Raw genomic sequence first — 14,776 nt, 5'->3', positions numbered from 1 at the left:
CTGTACAGAACCGCCTAACGAAAGGAACCGCATGAACACGCAAACACCTGGCCGCGTCATCGTTACCGGAGGCGGCTCCGGCCTGGGGGCCGCGATCGTGGAAGCGATCAGCAACGCCGGCGGCACGCCGGTCGTCTTCGACCGGGACGTCAGCAACGTCTCCGGCGTGAAGGCCCTGGAAGTGGACGTCTCCAACCGGGAAGCCGTGGAAGCCGCGGTGAAGGAAACCGCGGAAAGCCTCGGCGGCCTGGACGGCGTCGTAACCGCTGCCGGCATTGACCGCTGCGGAAAGCTGGGGGACGTAGCTGCCGAAGAATGGGAAAAGGTCATCGGAGTGAATCTCCTGGGCACCGTTTCCACGGTCCGGGCCGCTCTGCCGTACCTGAAGGAATCCAAGGGCCGGGCCATCACCATCGCCTCCACCCTGGGCTTGCGTGCCCTCCCGGATGCGACCGCCTATTGCGCCTCCAAGTTCGGCGTGATCGGCTTCAGCCGCGCGCTCGCGGCCGAAACCGGCGGGGTCATCGGCGTCACCACCATCATTCCCGGTGGCATGAAGACCCACTTCTTCGACGACCGCGACGAGCAGTACAAGCCGCAGGACGACTCAAAGCTCAACGATCCCGCGAATGTGGCTCAGGCTGTGGTGTTCGCGCTCTCGCAACCGTTCGGCTGCGAGGTCCGCGAACTTCTCATTACCCCCGCAGAAGAAGGCTCGTGGCCGTAAGGTCCCGCACGTCCTGAACAACGTCGGCCACGGCGATGCCTTCAATGAGGGTGTCGTCGTGGCCGCAGTGCGGAGCGGTCCAACCAACCTGGGTGACGTCTGCGCCGCAGCGGGGGCACTTGGTCACCCACGACATGTGGATCCGATGCAGGCTCCGGCCCCGAGCCCCCGCATTGAAGGCGTTGCCCACCCAGAAAATGCCCACGGTGGGAGTTCCCAAGGCCTGGGCCAGATGCCGGGGCCCACTGTCGCTCGCGAGCATCACCGTCGCCTCGTCCAACAGGGCTGCCAACTGCCCGAGGTCCAGTTCGCCGGCCACCGAACGCACCGCCTCACGGTCCCGTTCCGGAATCTTTGACTGCGCGAGCCCGACGACTTCCTGGGCCAGTGCCTTCTCCGATTCGTCGCCGACCACCAATACCTGGACACCTTCGGCTGCGAGGCTCGCGGCCGCGTCAGCAAAGTACGACGCCGGCCAGCGCCTTCTGGGATCGGTGGCACCGGGGTGGATGACCACCAGGGAGGAACGGGCCTGGTCCTTCAACCCCGCTACGTCCTGCCGGCACTCCGGTTTTGGCCGCACCAGGGGCGCAATGATGGTGGGCGCGCCCGCAAGTCCTACCGTCTCAAGCCAGCGGTCAGGCTCGTTCTGGTAGTAGATGTAGTCCAGGTTCCGCTCCAGCCGTTCGGCATCCGGAGTCCGCGTCCCCACGGTGTGCCTCGCCCCCAGCTTCAGCAGGAACGGGTTGGAGAAGCGGCCGCCGCCGTGCATCTGGACAGCCAGATCGAACTTCCGGCCTTGCATGTCCTGGAGGAACCGTTCAAGCGCTTCCGGATCTTCGTCGACGTCGCGGACGCCCTTTGCAAACGGAAGGATCTCGACGTCGTCCACGGGGCCTTCCGTTGCGGCCACCAACGCCGCATGGATGGGCGTTCCCAGCAGGGTCACGCGGGCTTCCGGGTAGGCGCGCCTAAGGGCAAACAACGCCGGGTAGGTATAGATGAGGTCGCCCAGCCCGCCGCCGCGCAATACGGCGATCCGCTGCACATCCTGGAACTTCGCGAGTACGGGGCCAACACCTGATTCGAGCGAGATGGCAGAAGCCGGAGAAGTGTCCATGTGGTACATCCCTTCGAGAGGAAATCGGGGGTCCCGCAGCGCTTGCCGGCTCTTGCGGCACCGGCCGCGGACCCGGTGCGGAAAACTGCTGTGCAGGTGTGTGAAGGGCGGGCCGTTGGGTACCTGAGGGAGAGCAGGAACTTGCCGCCTCAACCGGAAGGTACCCCATGGCACGCCTCTCCAATCAAGAAGGTCTGGCCGAATGGTTGCCAGGCCGCCTGGCCGAAGAAGAACCCGTTATCACCGTCATAGGCGACGCCATCCTGGATGGTTGGTGGGACGGGCTGATTGAGCGTTTTTGCCGGGAAGCACCCGCTCCCGTGGTGCAGGTAAAGCGCCGTGACTACGCTCCAGGCGGCGCAGCGAACACGGCCATGAACCTGGCTGCCTTGGGTGCCCGAGTTCGATTTGTTTCCATGGTCGGCGAGGACACAGCCGGCCGGCAGCTCCGGCAACGGCTCGCGGCTGCCGGGATCGATGTGGACGGCGTGCTGTCGCACCCGGGCATGACCACCACCACCAAGAACCGCGTCAGCAGCGGCGGACAGGTCATGCTTCGGCTGGACGATGAATCGGCGTCAGTACCTGAGGACGGATTGCTGGAGCTGGCGGCCCTCATTCCAGGAGCATTGGCGGGTTCGGACGCGGTGATCCTCTGTGACTACGGCGCAGGCGCACTGGTTGGTCCGGTCCGCGAAGCGCTGCAGCGGGAACTGGGTCCCGGATCACCGGGAAGGCAGAAACCCGCAGGGAGCGGCAGTCCTTTGGTGGTGGTGGATGCCCACCACCCCGAACAGTGGGCGGAGCTGGCACCGGACCTGGCCACCCCGAACGCCCAGGAAACTGCCCTGCTGCTCGGCATTGAGCTGCCCGGTGGTGCTGCGCGGTGCCCCTTCGTGGAGGCCCACGCTGCCCAGCTCATGGCCGCCTCCGGTGCGGCCGCCGTCGTCGTAACCCTGGACCGGGACGGCACGCTGACCGTGCGCCAAGGCAGCGACGGCGAGGTGGCCACCCACCGGACCTGGGCGCGGCCGGAAGCGGAGAAGCAGGCCTCCGGCGCCGGCGATACCTTCGTTGCGGCGCTGAGCCTGGCGCGCGCAGCCGGGCTGCCCCTGACCACCAGCGTTGACCTTGCTCAAGCAGCCGCCGACGTCGTGGTCCACCGGCCCGGCACATCCGTGTGCAGCACCGAAGAACTGGCCCACCATCTCCGGGAGTTCGCGGACACCGCGCTGACCGCAACCGAATTGGCCAAGCAGGTGGAGGCGCACCGGCAGGAAGGGCGGCGGATCGTTCTCACCAACGGTTGCTTCGATGTCCTGCACCGTGGCCACACCCGCTACCTCAACCAAGCCAAGCAACTCGGTGACGTGCTGGTGGTGGCCCTCAACAGCGACTCCTCGGTCCGGCAACTGAAAGGACCGGACCGTCCCGTCAACCACGAGGCCGACCGTGCCGCCGTCATCGCTGCGCTGAGTTGCGTGGACCACGTCACCGTGTTCGACACCCCCACGCCCATCCCGCTCATCGAACTCCTCAAGCCGGACGTCTACGCCAAAGGCGGCGACTACACGCCGGAAATGCTTGCCGAAACAGCTGCTGTGGAAAGCTACGGAGGCACGGTGACTATTCTGGACTACGTACCGGAACACTCCACCACGGCCGTCCTGCAACGCATCCGCTCCACAGGCGAAACCACCAGCTGAGGGAAGAAGAGTCCATGCGCATCGTCATCACCGGGGCTACGGGAAACGCGGGCACCGCCCTGCTGAAGCGGCTCCAGAAGGCCCGGTCCGAGGAGGGAGCCGACCTCCAATTGGTGGGCATTGCCCGGCGGAAACCGGATCTGGACGCCGCGCCTTACCAGGGCGTCGAATGGCATAGCCTGGACATCGGACACCACAGGGATCGTGAGGCCTTGGACAAGGTCATGGCCGGGGCGGATGCCGTGGTGCACTTGGCGTGGGCTATCCAACCGAACCACAACCGCAAGCTTCTGCGTCGCACCAACGTTGCGGGCACGGCCCACGTCCTCGGGGCTGCCCGCAGGGCAGGGGTGGGGCACGTCGTCTGCGCTTCCTCCGTGGGAGCGTACTCGGCAGCGCCGAAGGACCAGAGAACCAAGGAAAACTGGCCTGCCGGCGGAATCAAGGGCTCGCACTACAGCGTGGACAAGGCCGCGCAGGAACGGCTCCTGAACAACTTCGCCAAGGCAAACCCGGAGGTGGTTGTTGCGCGGCTGCGGCCCGGGCTGATCTTCACCTCGGAAGCCGGCAGCGAAATCGGACGCTATTTCCTGGGCAGGGTCCTCCCGCGACTGATTCCCCGCCGGCCCTGGCTCCCCGTCCTTCCGGTCCCCAAGGACCTGATCTTCCAGGCCGTGCACGCAGATGATGTGGCCGACGCTTATTGGCGGGTCCTCAGGGAACGTGCCGAAGGAGCCTTCAACATCGCCGCCGAACCCGTGCTGGATCCCAATGCGCTCGCATGGATCCTCCATGCCCGGCGCCACCTGCCCATCCCGGTGTCGTTGCTGCGCGCCGTCGTCAGCGCTACATGGCGGCTGCGGATGCAGGTGACGGACCCCGGCTGGGTGGACATGGCTGCGGGCGCGCCGATCATGGACACAAGCCGGGCGCGGACCCTTCTGGGGTGGATGCCCCACAAATCGTCGCTGGAGGCATTGACCGAGATCGTCGACGGACTGGGCGAGGGGAAAGGCCGGAAAGCTTCACCGCCGCTGACACCCCGTTAACCCGTATTGCTGCAGGTGGCATTCGGGTGCTATTTGTTCGGGTGCTGCTTGGTCGGGAGCGACTTGTTCGGGCGCTAGTCGGATGACAGCACGGTGACCATGCGCCGGAGGCTCATGGCCACGGACGCTGCCGCATTCACAGATGCCTGACCCGCTGCTGCCTCGTTGATGGCATCGCCCAGCGCGGCCACGCAGTCCCGCGCTTCGGCCAAAGCGGGTTCGAGTTCGGGCTCTTCGTCGCTGCGCCACCGGTCGATCACGTCGGCTACTGATTCGAGGGCTTCGGAGAGGTTGCTGAGGACGCTGTCCGGGATGACGGTCCCGGCGCCTTCCTCCCAGATCACGCTTTGCAGCACGTCGGTGATGTCCTGCACGTGGAAGGTCAGCCTCTCCACGGTCCGCAAGCCGGCGAGGTCCTGGGGGAGGCGGGTGGCACGACGGCGGGACCTGGGATTCGCTTTCGCGCTCAGTTCCGCTTGGTACACGGCAGTCCGCACTCCCGCTGCAGTTGTGTCCAGCAGGTCGCTGCGGCTGGCCCAGGCCTCATGGTTTGGCGGCCACGATTCCTGCATCGCCTGTGCCATGTCCCTCAGTTGGCGGGACAGTGCGTTCCGGTGCCCTTCCAAGGCAGGGTCTACCTGTTCCAGGTGCAACGGCGGGATGATCAGCCAGTTCACTGTCAATCCCACCGCTACGCCCAGGGCCATCTGGAGGACGTATCCGAAGGAGAAATTCTCCGCGTTGGAATCACCCAGTAACAGCACAAAGAGCGCGGCCATGGGAATCCACTCGGAAGCCGTGCCCAGCCGGGGGAGGCCGCCAATGAGCACGCCGAGGCCGATCACCAGTGCCACGGAGAAACTGGAGGGGTCGGCGAAGGTGGTCACCGCAAACGCCATGCCGATGCCCAGGGACAATCCCAGCAGACTCTGGAACCCGTGCTTGGCGGAGTCGGCCACCGTTGGGTGCATGCTCACCAAGGCACCCAGCGGCGCGTAGTAAGGGTAGGCGGCAGCCGGTCCGGGCATGAAGGGGGCCAAGTACCATGCCAGTCCTGCAGCGAGGGCGGTTTTGGCGGCAAACAGCAATCTGTGGCGGGTAAAAGTCCTTCGGAGCGCGGAGATCAGCCGTCGCCTGTTGGGGATAAGGCGCATCTTCCCAAGATTCGCAGGTCTTGCATGGTGTGTCGAACCGGCGCTAAAGGGAAGCAAATGTTTTTTGATTCGTGCGATTGAATCCCCGGACAGCGGGTACACACCCCATTGATAGTAACGATACTTACTATCCCGGCTGCTGTCCGCAGCCTGCCAACTGTGGAAAGAGAGCGACAATGACTGAGAGCCAATCGCCGCAGGACGGAAGCTTCGCGGCGCCTCGAAACGGGGTCCCCGCCGGGACCGAACCTTACTCCGGAAGCTACCTGGACTCGCCAGTTGAAACCGAGGCCGACACCGCCACCACCAGCACGGCCGGATACCAAGGCGGCGCGTCGGGATCCGGCTCCCACTCGGGGTCCGGCACTGTTGATGCTGCCAAGCAGGAAGCTGCAGGGGTGGCCAGCACAGCCAAGGACGCCGCCGGTGGCGTGGTTGATACCGCCAAGGGCGAGGCCGCGAACGTGGCCCAGGAAGTCAAACTCAATGCCCGCCAACTGCTGACGCAGACCAAGGGCGAGTTGACCGATCAAGCCGCTACGCAGCAGCAGCGCGTCGCCGAAGGGCTGCGGTCCATCTCCGATGAACTGTCCACCATGGCAGGTGCGTTGAACAACGGCGGCGTGGCCGCGGACCTCGTCCAGCAAGCCGCCGACCGTTCATCATCGGTTGCCCAGTGGCTGGAGAACCGCGATCCCGGATCCTTGCTGAACGAAGTCAAGAGCTTCGCCCGCCGTCGGCCGGGTGCCTTCCTCCTGCTCGCAGCAGGAGCCGGTGTCCTCGCCGGCCGTCTGGGACGCGGCATGGCAGACAACGCCTCCGTTGACAACACCGGGGCCACTGCCACTTCCGCACCCAGGGCCGAGTACTACCCGAGCTCCGGCGGCGCAGTGCCGCCACCCGCCGTCGACCTCCCGGGTCCGGATGCCACCACGGCAAGCTACGGCACCACGCCCACCACCGGCTACGGCACTGCCGCCGGCGTCACGGCTGCCGGCGGAGCTGCAGGAGCAGCCGGCTACGGCGCCGGTACGTCCGGTCTCGAGCCAGGTGCCGAAGGGTACAGCGCCGAGGGGTATAGCGCTGACGGCTACGCAGCTGGCAGTTACGAAGGCGGCGGTTACGACGCCGGAACTACCGGTGGGCTGGAGGGCTCCACGGCCGCCTACCCGGAAACGGATGGTGGCACCAAGGCGCAGGGTGACCCGCTGGCCGGACCCCTGGATCCCGATGACCCCTCCTATGGAGGTTCCCGATGACCAGTCCCGCTGACCTTCCTCCCACGGAAGCCCACCTCAAAGCGGAAACCGTACCCCTCGGGGAATTGCTGGGCGACCTGACGCGCGACGTCTCCACGTTGATGCGCCAGGAAGTCGAACTCGCCAAGGCCGAACTCAAGGAGTCGGCCACCAAGGCAGGGAAGGGCGCCGGCATGCTGGCCGGAGCCGCATGGGCCGGGCACCTCGCCGTCGTGTTCCTTTCCCTCGCCTTGTGGTGGGCCCTGGGCCAGCTTGTTGGCCTGGGATGGTCGGCCGTGATCGTTGCCGTTATTTGGGGCATCGTCGCGGCAGTGCTGGCCAGCATCGGCCGGAAGGAACTGAAGACCATCAACGGCATGCCGCGTACCGCTGAGACAGTCAAGGAAATACCTCCAACCTTCAAACCGAACACTGAGGAGACACGATGACGCAGAATCCCGACGCCCTGCGCGCCGACATCGAACAAACCCGCAGGCGGCTCAGCACCAACGTTGACGCCGTGGCGGACAAGGTCACTCCCTCGCACATCGTCAACAGGCGTGTGGACCGGATCAAGACGGCCGTGTTCGGCGCCCGCGACGATGTCCAGGATGCTGCGGGCAATGCCGCGCACCAGGCTCACGACGCCGTTTCCGGTGTGGTTTCCGATATCGGTGACGCGCCGCAGGCCATCACGCGGAAAGCCCAGGGCAGCCCTGTGGCAGCCGGCTTGATCGCCTTCGGTGCGGGTCTCCTCGTTTCGGCTCTGTTCCCGCCGTCGGAGAAGGAGAAGGAAGCCGCCCAGGCTGTGAAGGAAGCCGCGCAGCCCTTGACCGACGAGCTGAGCCACGCCGCCCAGGAAGTCGCCGAACACCTCAAGGAACCGGCTACCGAGGCTGTGCAGAACGTCAAGGAAACCGCCGCCGAGGCTGCCGGTCACGTCAGGGACGAAGGCCAGGCTGCGGCCGCCGATGTCCAGGACCGTGCCACTACCGCGAAGGACAACCTGGGCAACCAGTAACTGCCCGCCTCACCCAACTGAGTCGCAGCTCCGCGCGTTTAGAACGTCCATAACGCGCGGAGCTGCGACTCAGTTTGGGTTTAAACCTCAGCGCACCTCGAGAATCAGCTGCAGCAGCCGGGCCGCGGCCGGGCGGGCAGCGTGCTCCTCGGCCCACTGCGCCCGCGCCACGGCCCTGCTCACGGCCTGCGTGCTGATGCCCAGTTCCTGAGCCACAGCCTTCTGTTGCCCCCGAACGCCCGGCGTCAACAGGTCCAGCACCCGCCACTCCGCCACGCTGCGTTCCTGCACTATATGTCCGAGCAGCCGGAGCACAGCCTCGGCTTCGGCGGCTTGGTCCGCATACGGTCCGTCGACCGCTACCGGCACGCGCTCTTTTCCATACCGGAGGCGTTCAACAGCCCGCCGGGCGTACACCAGGCCGTGGCCGGAGGCATCCTTCACCAGGTTCGGCAGGGGTTCATTGATGGGTCCAACGCCGATTCCCACGTACCACTGCCCGCTGCGCAGGGCTATCAGGGCCGATTCAACGGCTTGGTGGCTTGAGTCGACGATGCCTTGCACTTCATCCTCAACCGAACGGTCAAAGTCGATGCGCGCCGGTATGTGCCGCAGGTCCTTCAGGAGCTTCGGCACCAGATCGCCGTCGCGTCGACTGTCGCGTTGGTTGATGGTCAGCGTGAACATAGTGGATCACATGCTACCGGCTGGTAGCTGCTCCGCAAGGCTGCGGATTCAGTGTTACCTGGTCCGGTGCGGTTTGGCTGAAAAGCACGACGGCGGGCGGACGTTCCGGTTATTGCCCGGCTTGGTTGGCTGGTGCCGCTTTTGGATCAGCAATCGGCTGCTGTCCCTGCGCCAGGCCCGAGCGGCGGTCGATTGCCACGAATTTCGGATCCCAGGTGTCGCCGGAACCGCCGCTCAGCGCAGAGGCGATCATCATGAACAGGTAGAACGGGAAGAAGGACCAGCAGACCGCGCGCCAACCGCCCAACCAGGCTCCCGCCGTCGTGCCGTTCTTGATGCGCACCGAACGCATACCCGCTGCGGCGTCGCCGACGCTGCCCGCCGTTCCCCAGATCATGCCGTACACGAACAGCCCGACGAACCACAGCACGACGTAGAGCGCGAGCCAGAAACCGTCGTTGAAGGCAAGCAGTGAGCCGCTGTTCATCATGGCATTCCTGGCGACCGCCACCATCACGGCGATGACGCAGTAGCCCGCCACGAACACCAACGCGTCCAGCACCCGGCCCCAGAAATGGGCGGTACCGGAGGCTTTGACGTACAAGGCGCCGGACTCGGTGTGGCGGCGGACCTGCCGGCCGTTGGCCGCGTCCACGAGTCCGGTGGCGGTCTGCGACGTCGAATTGCTCATGCGGCGAGGCCGCCCAGGATGCCGGCCAGGCCGGCCGCCGACGTTTCCTTGATTTGGAGCGAGACTGCGTCGCCCTCCACCTGTGGAGTCAGGACGTGGACACCGGACGGACCCGTGTACACGGTGATGGTGGGGAAGTCGTTGGACTCGGTATTGAAGGCCACAATGTTGCTGGCTGCCTCGGTGTCAGCGAGTGCGGTTGCAGCGTACTCCTCGAACTTTGCCTCCGTGTAGACGGTGGCTTCGGTGTCCTGCCGGGCAGCGTTCTTGGGGTCCACGAACTCCGCGAGGCGGGGGACCAGCTGATCACGGGTGACAACCGTGAAGCCGTGCAGCCCGCCCTCGTCCACTTCCTCGATGAGGACGCCGTCGTCGTGCACGTAGCCATACAGCCAGCGCTTTCCGGTGGAAACGGTGCGCTCCACGGAGACCACGCTGTTACCGCTGCGGCGCAGGGTGAGGGCGCCGGTGATTTCTTCAGTGGCGTGCAGGCGCGAGGGTTCGGTCTCGCCTTCGAAGACCACCGGGTACACCAGTTCCTTGGCCAGCAGCCCGCGCAAGGCCACCGCGCACATGAGATCCTTGCTGGCGTCCTGCGAGCTCAGCCAAGGGAGCGCCACGATCTGCTCGTGCTGCACCCCGTCGAGGGCCACTACTTCCTCGTCCGTCAGCGTGGGCAGGGCAGCCCCCTCCGAGGTGGCCGAGGCAAGGACTTTCGCTGCCGCTTCGATGTCCCTGGCGGTCCATTTCATGGTGGTGCTTGTCATCCGAATATCCCTCCAACAAACTTTCCGACTGACTTGGCGGCATCACTAACCCCGTCTGCCACCTTACTGCCTACATCCTTGGCGAAATTGCCCACTTCCCTGGCGCCGTCGGCAAGGTAGCTGCCCGGATTGCGGGCGAAATTGGTGATGGAGGACCAGTTGTCGGCCACCAGGTTGCCCAGTGCCCAGGCCCCGGCAACGATGCCCGCCCCGATCACGATCGGGGCGCCCACCGGTCCCAGCAAGGCCGCACCACCGGCGGTCATCAGCATGACGCTGCCGACGCCGCCCACTACGGAGAGACCGCCGGCAACACGGTCGCCTGTGCCGCGCCAGCCGTTGTGCTCGGGACTGATCATGTCGCTGATGCCGCCAACAATATTGAGCGGGGCCGCGAGGGCGCCTGCCACCCGGAGGCCCTTCGAGAGGCGGCTGGCATCCTGGAACGCCTGGCTGAACGGGATGTTGGCTTTGAGGTCCGTGATGACATCGGTGACCTTTTCGCCGTTGCGCAGTGCGGTCAACGCGTCCTTGATGACGCTGCCGCCGGCACGCCAGTTGGTGAGCACCTCGCGGGTCTTGACCCATTCGGCGTGGCCGAGGTTTCCGTATTTGTAGGCAGTCCAGAGCTGGGCCGCGAGGTCCTTGACGCCCATCCCGGTGCCGTAGACGTCACTGAGGACACCCACGGAACTCCGGGATCCGTCGTTGTTGCTGGCGAATTCCTGCTGGTTGGCGTTCTTCTTCAGCAGGCTCGCGTTGTCCCGGAGCATGGTGGCGGCCTTGACCAGGCTCTGCCGGTGCTGGCTGTTCCAGTCGTTCTTGAACATGGTGGCGTCACGGCCCTGCCAGGCCGTGGCCGAGTTGATGGCGTTGGACAGCTGGGCGCTTTGCATGGTGATCGTGTCCGCCGCTTTACCCATCACGCCGGCCAGACTGCGAAGCTGCGCAATGTCGGCGCCATAGAACCCGGCCATGTGGAACCCCTTTTTTGTTGCATGAGTCGATGAGAGTCTCGTCCCACCCTAGGCGGGGCGGGCCAACGCTGCGATGGGGAGCGGTGCCCATCGCGGCAGCGCTTAAAGGGCAGCGCTTAAAGTACGACGGCGGGTGGTGGGGTTCCCTTCAGAACCGCACCACCCGCCGTCGCAACCCAACTGAGTCGCAGCAGTGCGCGTTTAGAAGCCTCAAAACGCGCACAGCTGCGACCTACATGGGGAAGGACTAGTGGCCTTCTGCTGCGAAACGCTTGATGGAAGCCTCGAGCTCGGCTTCGGCGGCGGCACGGTCGCCCCAACCCTCGGCCTTGACCCACTTGCCCGGCTCGAGGTCCTTGTAGCGGGTGAAGAAGTGCTCGATTTCCTTGATCAGGAACTCGTTGACGTCGCTGACTTCCTGGATGTGGTCGAAGCGTGCGTCCGCGGGAACGCAGAGAACCTTGGCGTCTCCGCCGCCGTCGTCCGTCATGTTGAAGACGCCGATCGGGCGGGATTCAACGATGACGCCCGGGTGGAGGTCGAAGTCCTGCAGGAGCACCAGTGCGTCCAGCGGGTCGCCGTCTTCGCCCAGCGTGTTCTCGAAGAAGCCGTAGTGCGTGGGGTACTGCATGGAGGTGAACAGCACGCGGTCCAGGCGGACACGGCCGGTTTCGTGGTCGACTTCGTACTTGACGCGCGATCCCTTGGGGATCTCGATGGTCACGTCGTGCTTCATGGAATGCTCCTTGACGGGTGTGGGTGGGGCTGGCTTCGCCTGTAACGGAGACCGCCGAAAACCGGCAGCCCCCAGGCAGTCTGCTCAGTCCAGGGCTGGCGGCAGGCAAAAGTACAGCCGACGCCGCCGACTACTATTGAGGATATAGGGAGACGCCCGGGTTTCTTGAACCGGCGGGGGACATTTCAAGACTGACAGGACCAAGCAACTGCATGAAGGGCGTTGAAAACGGGGCTGCCCGCAGGGGACTGTCCGCGGCGTGGGGGCGCCTTAAATGGCCCATGCTGTTGGCCGTCGTCCTGTTGTGTGCCGCAGTGCTGATCGGGTCCGGACTCGCGCCCGGGCTTTGGAATGCGCCCAAACCGCCGCCCCCTGTTCCCGCGTGGCAACAGCAACCCACCAGCCTGGCCACCACAAAAGCCGTTCTCCCCTTGGACAAGGACGCCCCCAAACCCGTCAAGGCTGAGCTCACACGTCTCCTGGAGGCCACGCTGAAGCCCGACGGCGAGGGATCCATGACGGGCGTAGTGCTCGATGCCGCCACCGGCGAGGTCCTTTTTGACCGGCAGGCGGACGCCAACCGTATCCCGGCTTCGAACATGAAGTTGTTGACCGCCGTCGCTGCTTTGAAAGCCTTGGGCCCGGACATCCGACTGACCACCCGCGTAGTGGGTGCCGACGATCCCGCCACCGTGGTGCTCACCGGTGGCGGGGATGTCCTGCTGGGTGCCGGCGAATCTGATCCCTCCGCCGTCATGGGACGGGCGGGGCTGGCGTCGCTGGCCGCGGATACCGCCTCGGCCTTGGCAGCGTCCAAGGTGACGGGACCCGTGACCGTGAAGGTGGACGACTCCCTGTTTACCGGCCCCGCCTTGAACCCCGCATGGAGCCTGGGCGACGTCGCCGCGGGTGAAACGGCGCCCCTCTATCCGCTGGCGCTCAACTCCGGACGGTATTCGCCCACCGTCACCACCGGGCCGCGGCCGCAGGACTCCGCCGCCACCACAGCCCAGGCGTTCGCCGAGCAGCTGGCGGCTGCGGGCGTCAAGGTGGCGCCCGGCGTCGAACGCGGAAAAGGGGTTCCCGGAAAGGTGCTGGCCAGCGCGGAATCAGCCACGGTCAGCGAGCAGGTGGATCTGATGCTGGAAGTCTCGGACAACTTCCTCGCCGAAGCGTTGGGCCGACTGACTGCCGCCGCCTCCCGGCAGGAACCAACGTACGACGGCGCCACCGCGGCCGTGCGGCAACGGCTGGGGGAGTTGGGAATCACCACGGATTCGATGGAGTTGGCCGATGTGTCCGGCCTTGCCTTGGAGAACAAGGTCAGCGCACGGCAGTTTGCCGAGGTGGTCAGGGCCATCACCAGCGGTTCCGAGCTTTCGTTGCGGGCGGCCCTTGATGGCTTTCCCGTTGCGGGGCTGACGGGCACGCTGGATGACAGGTACATCGACGCGGGCACGGCCGAAGGGGCCGGGCTGGTCAGGGCCAAGACCGGCACCCTCAATACGGTGATCGCCCTCAGCGGCTATGTTGTGGACGCCGACGGCCGGCTCTTGGTCTTCTCCTTCATTGGCAACGGGCTGGAGCCGGGCGCTGCAGGGAACAAGGTGGCTATGGACCGTTCGGCGTCGGTGTTGGCTTCGTGCGGTTGCCGCTGAGGGGTTTGCTCTTGATGGCGTTTGGCGGAGGCTTGAAGCTCCGCGTGGAGCGAACTTAAGCGCTGGCTGTCAGCCAGGTGTGGTGTGATGGACCCTATGGTGACTTCCGCCCGTGATTCGTCAGCAGGGACACCTTCCCTGATCAATTGGGACCTGGCTGCCTCCACGGCCGCCCGGCTGGCCCCTCCAGGCCCGGCGCTCAGTGCCGGGGAGATCGGCAAAGCCGTGGAGAATCTTCGGTTCAACGCCGATGTCTCGGTGCCGCACGTCCATGACATCACGGGCCTCGACGCCGCGCGGGACCTCCGCGACTCCCATGTTTTGGTGGTGGACCGGGCGTCCTGGTCGAAGGCGAACACCCAGAGTTTCTCCGTCATGCTGCAGCCGGCCCTGCAGAAGATGCTGGAACACCGGCACGGGTCGTCCATGAGCCCCGCGGCGGCCAACGCCAGCGGCGCCATCACGGGCAGCCAACTTGGTGCCATCCTCGCCTTCCTGTCCAGCAAGGTCCTTGGCCAGTACGATCCCTTTGCCGCCATGGCGCCCGGTTCCAACGTGCCGCCGGGTGGACGCCTCCTTCTTGTGGCGCCGAACATCATCTCCGTGGAACGCGAACTGAATGTCCACCCTGACGACTTCCGCCTGTGGGTCTGCCTGCATGAGCAGACACACCGCGTGCAGTTCGCCGCGGCGCCGTGGCTGCGCCATCACATGCTGGAGGAGATCGAGAAGCTCAGCACGCACCTGCTGGGGAACATGGATTCCTTGGTGGAACGGGCCAGTGCAGTGGCCAAGTCACTCAAGGACCGCACGGCTTCGGGCAACGTTCCGGGCCGCGGTGCCATCCTGGACCTGCTCCAGGACCCCGAGGAAAAAGCCGCGATCTCGCACATCACGGCCGTCATGAGCCTGCTCGAGGGCCACGCGAACGTGGTCATGGATGCGGTCGATTCCAGCATCGTTCCGTCCGTGAAGACCATTCGCCAGCGGTTCAACGATCGCGGCAAGGACCGCGGGATCATTGAGAAGTTCATCCGCAACATCCTTGGCCTCGATGCCAAGATGCGCCAGTACACCGACGGCGCCAAGTTCGTCCGCGGCGTGGTGGAAGTGGCCGGAATGGACGGCTTCAACAAGGTCTGGGATCACGCCGGGAACCTGCCCACGGAAGAAGAAATCCATGACTCCAAGCTTTGGCTTGAGCGGATGGGGCTTTGAGTTCACCTGCTGTCCTGCCGGGTAAAG

Annotated in this window: 15 protein-coding genes; 8 read left to right on the top strand and 7 right to left on the bottom strand. The window is 65.4% G+C overall.

The genetic code is table 11. The annotated features are described in order from the left end of the window. Window positions 1-31: 31 nt before the first annotated feature. Window positions 32-727 (top strand): SDR family oxidoreductase, encoded by a 696-nt coding sequence (locus HMI59_RS20545; protein WP_166184706.1) that lies wholly within the window; start codon window positions 32-34, stop codon window positions 725-727. Here HMI59_RS20545 and HMI59_RS20540 read toward each other — a convergent pair. Further along, on the bottom strand, window positions 696-1,847 hold the full coding sequence (locus tag HMI59_RS20540; protein WP_227471474.1) for a glycosyltransferase family 9 protein: 1,152 nt from the start codon (window positions 1,845-1,847) through the stop codon (window positions 696-698). The two genes, HMI59_RS20545 and HMI59_RS20540, sit on opposite strands and share 32 nt — an antisense overlap. A 167-nt stretch (window positions 1,848-2,014) precedes the next feature. On the opposite strand from HMI59_RS20540, the gene rfaE2 reads away from it, so the two are divergent. Both rfaE2 and HMI59_RS20530 read left to right on the top strand, forming a co-directional pair. Next, window positions 2,015-3,553: a D-glycero-beta-D-manno-heptose 1-phosphate adenylyltransferase gene (rfaE2, locus tag HMI59_RS20535; protein WP_193592365.1), complete on the top strand. Its 1,539-nt coding sequence runs from the start codon at window positions 2,015-2,017 to the stop codon at window positions 3,551-3,553. Window positions 3,554-3,567: 14 nt separating this feature from the next. Then, the gene (locus tag HMI59_RS20530; protein WP_021474220.1) at window positions 3,568-4,602 is read left to right on the top strand and encodes an NAD-dependent epimerase/dehydratase family protein; all 1,035 of its coding nucleotides are present in this window, start codon (window positions 3,568-3,570) and stop codon (window positions 4,600-4,602) included. A 74-nt stretch (window positions 4,603-4,676) separates the two neighbouring features. Here the strand turns inward: HMI59_RS20530 and HMI59_RS20525 are convergent, their stop codons facing one another. Then, entirely contained in the window at window positions 4,677-5,756 is a 1,080-nt protein-coding gene (locus tag HMI59_RS20525; protein WP_227471473.1) for an aromatic acid exporter family protein, read from the bottom strand. 176 nt (window positions 5,757-5,932) lie between these two features. On the opposite strand from HMI59_RS20525, the gene HMI59_RS20520 reads away from it, so the two are divergent. The 3 genes from HMI59_RS20520 to HMI59_RS20510 are packed head-to-tail and all read left to right on the top strand — an operon-like array spanning window position 5,933 to window position 8,015. Then, window positions 5,933-7,015 (top strand): hypothetical protein, encoded by a 1,083-nt coding sequence (locus HMI59_RS20520; RefSeq protein ID WP_227471472.1) that lies wholly within the window; start codon window positions 5,933-5,935, stop codon window positions 7,013-7,015. Beyond that, window positions 7,012-7,443 (top strand): phage holin family protein, encoded by a 432-nt coding sequence (locus HMI59_RS20515; protein WP_021474223.1) that lies wholly within the window; start codon window positions 7,012-7,014, stop codon window positions 7,441-7,443. The genes HMI59_RS20520 and HMI59_RS20515 overlap by 4 nt, the downstream gene beginning before the upstream one ends. Then, window positions 7,440-8,015 carry a DUF3618 domain-containing protein gene (locus HMI59_RS20510; protein ID WP_062094523.1) on the top strand — a complete coding sequence of 192 codons (576 nt, stop codon included), beginning with the start codon at window positions 7,440-7,442 and terminating at the stop codon, window positions 8,013-8,015. The genes HMI59_RS20515 and HMI59_RS20510 overlap by 4 nt, the downstream gene beginning before the upstream one ends. A gap of 87 nt (window positions 8,016-8,102) precedes the next feature. Here HMI59_RS20510 and HMI59_RS20505 read toward each other — a convergent pair whose 3' ends face one another. The 5 genes from HMI59_RS20505 to HMI59_RS20485 form a co-directional block, all read right to left on the bottom strand. Then, complete coding sequence (locus HMI59_RS20505) at window positions 8,103-8,702, bottom strand: MarR family transcriptional regulator (RefSeq protein ID WP_021474225.1); 600 nt, start codon at window positions 8,700-8,702, stop codon at window positions 8,103-8,105. 109 nt (window positions 8,703-8,811) lie between these two features. Further along, window positions 8,812-9,393: an RDD family protein gene (locus tag HMI59_RS20500; protein ID WP_021474226.1), complete on the bottom strand. Its 582-nt coding sequence runs from the start codon at window positions 9,391-9,393 to the stop codon at window positions 8,812-8,814. Next, window positions 9,390-10,160, bottom strand: coding sequence for a hypothetical protein (locus HMI59_RS20495; protein ID WP_021474227.1), 771 nt, complete (start codon window positions 10,158-10,160; stop codon window positions 9,390-9,392). The genes HMI59_RS20500 and HMI59_RS20495 overlap by 4 nt, the downstream gene beginning before the upstream one ends. Further along, window positions 10,157-11,137, bottom strand: a complete 981-nt coding sequence (locus HMI59_RS20490; RefSeq protein ID WP_021474228.1) for a hypothetical protein — start codon at window positions 11,135-11,137, stop codon at window positions 10,157-10,159. The genes HMI59_RS20495 and HMI59_RS20490 overlap by 4 nt, the downstream gene beginning before the upstream one ends. Before the next feature lie 247 nt (window positions 11,138-11,384). Next, window positions 11,385-11,873 (bottom strand): inorganic diphosphatase, encoded by a 489-nt coding sequence (locus HMI59_RS20485; RefSeq protein ID WP_021474229.1) that lies wholly within the window; start codon window positions 11,871-11,873, stop codon window positions 11,385-11,387. A 212-nt stretch (window positions 11,874-12,085) separates the two neighbouring features. On the opposite strand from HMI59_RS20485, the gene dacB reads away from it, so the two are divergent. Together dacB and HMI59_RS20475 are read left to right on the top strand one after the other, a co-directional pair. Then, the gene (gene dacB, locus HMI59_RS20480) at window positions 12,086-13,531 is read left to right on the top strand and encodes a D-alanyl-D-alanine carboxypeptidase/D-alanyl-D-alanine-endopeptidase (RefSeq protein ID WP_193592364.1); all 1,446 of its coding nucleotides are present in this window, start codon (window positions 12,086-12,088) and stop codon (window positions 13,529-13,531) included. 96 nt (window positions 13,532-13,627) lie between these two features. After that, window positions 13,628-14,749 (top strand): zinc-dependent metalloprotease, encoded by a 1,122-nt coding sequence (locus HMI59_RS20475; RefSeq protein ID WP_193592363.1) that lies wholly within the window; start codon window positions 13,628-13,630, stop codon window positions 14,747-14,749. The last annotated feature ends 27 nt before the right edge of the window (window positions 14,750-14,776 follow it).

It is taken from the genome of Paenarthrobacter sp. YJN-5, assembly GCF_015040095.1.
Taxonomy (GTDB): Bacteria; Actinomycetota; Actinomycetes; order Actinomycetales; family Micrococcaceae; genus Arthrobacter; species Arthrobacter ureafaciens.
The sequence above is the reverse complement of the archived record's forward strand: the minus strand, read 5'-3'. Positions and strand labels throughout refer to the sequence as shown.

Excerpts from the sequence above, each read along its gene's own strand:
- HMI59_RS20545 (WP_166184706.1), top strand. The coding sequence starts at position 32 with ATGAACACGCAAACACCTGGCCGCGTCATCGTTACCGGAGGCGGCTCC.
- HMI59_RS20540 (WP_227471474.1), bottom strand. The coding sequence starts at position 1,847 with ATGGACACTTCTCCGGCTTCTGCCATCTCGCTCGAATCAGGTGTTGGC.
- rfaE2 (WP_193592365.1), top strand. The coding sequence starts at position 2,015 with ATGGCACGCCTCTCCAATCAAGAAGGTCTGGCCGAATGGTTGCCAGGC.
- HMI59_RS20530 (WP_021474220.1), top strand. The coding sequence starts at position 3,568 with ATGCGCATCGTCATCACCGGGGCTACGGGAAACGCGGGCACCGCCCTG.
- HMI59_RS20525 (WP_227471473.1), bottom strand. The coding sequence starts at position 5,756 with ATGCGCCTTATCCCCAACAGGCGACGGCTGATCTCCGCGCTCCGAAGG.
- HMI59_RS20520 (WP_227471472.1), top strand. The coding sequence starts at position 5,933 with ATGACTGAGAGCCAATCGCCGCAGGACGGAAGCTTCGCGGCGCCTCGA.
- HMI59_RS20515 (WP_021474223.1), top strand. The coding sequence starts at position 7,012 with ATGACCAGTCCCGCTGACCTTCCTCCCACGGAAGCCCACCTCAAAGCG.
- HMI59_RS20510 (WP_062094523.1), top strand. The coding sequence starts at position 7,440 with ATGACGCAGAATCCCGACGCCCTGCGCGCCGACATCGAACAAACCCGC.
- HMI59_RS20505 (WP_021474225.1), bottom strand. The coding sequence starts at position 8,702 with ATGTTCACGCTGACCATCAACCAACGCGACAGTCGACGCGACGGCGAT.
- HMI59_RS20500 (WP_021474226.1), bottom strand. The coding sequence starts at position 9,393 with ATGAGCAATTCGACGTCGCAGACCGCCACCGGACTCGTGGACGCGGCC.
- HMI59_RS20495 (WP_021474227.1), bottom strand. The coding sequence starts at position 10,160 with ATGACAAGCACCACCATGAAATGGACCGCCAGGGACATCGAAGCGGCA.
- HMI59_RS20490 (WP_021474228.1), bottom strand. The coding sequence starts at position 11,137 with ATGGCCGGGTTCTATGGCGCCGACATTGCGCAGCTTCGCAGTCTGGCC.
- HMI59_RS20485 (WP_021474229.1), bottom strand. The coding sequence starts at position 11,873 with ATGAAGCACGACGTGACCATCGAGATCCCCAAGGGATCGCGCGTCAAG.
- dacB (WP_193592364.1), top strand. The coding sequence starts at position 12,086 with ATGAAGGGCGTTGAAAACGGGGCTGCCCGCAGGGGACTGTCCGCGGCG.
- HMI59_RS20475 (WP_193592363.1), top strand. The coding sequence starts at position 13,628 with ATGGTGACTTCCGCCCGTGATTCGTCAGCAGGGACACCTTCCCTGATC.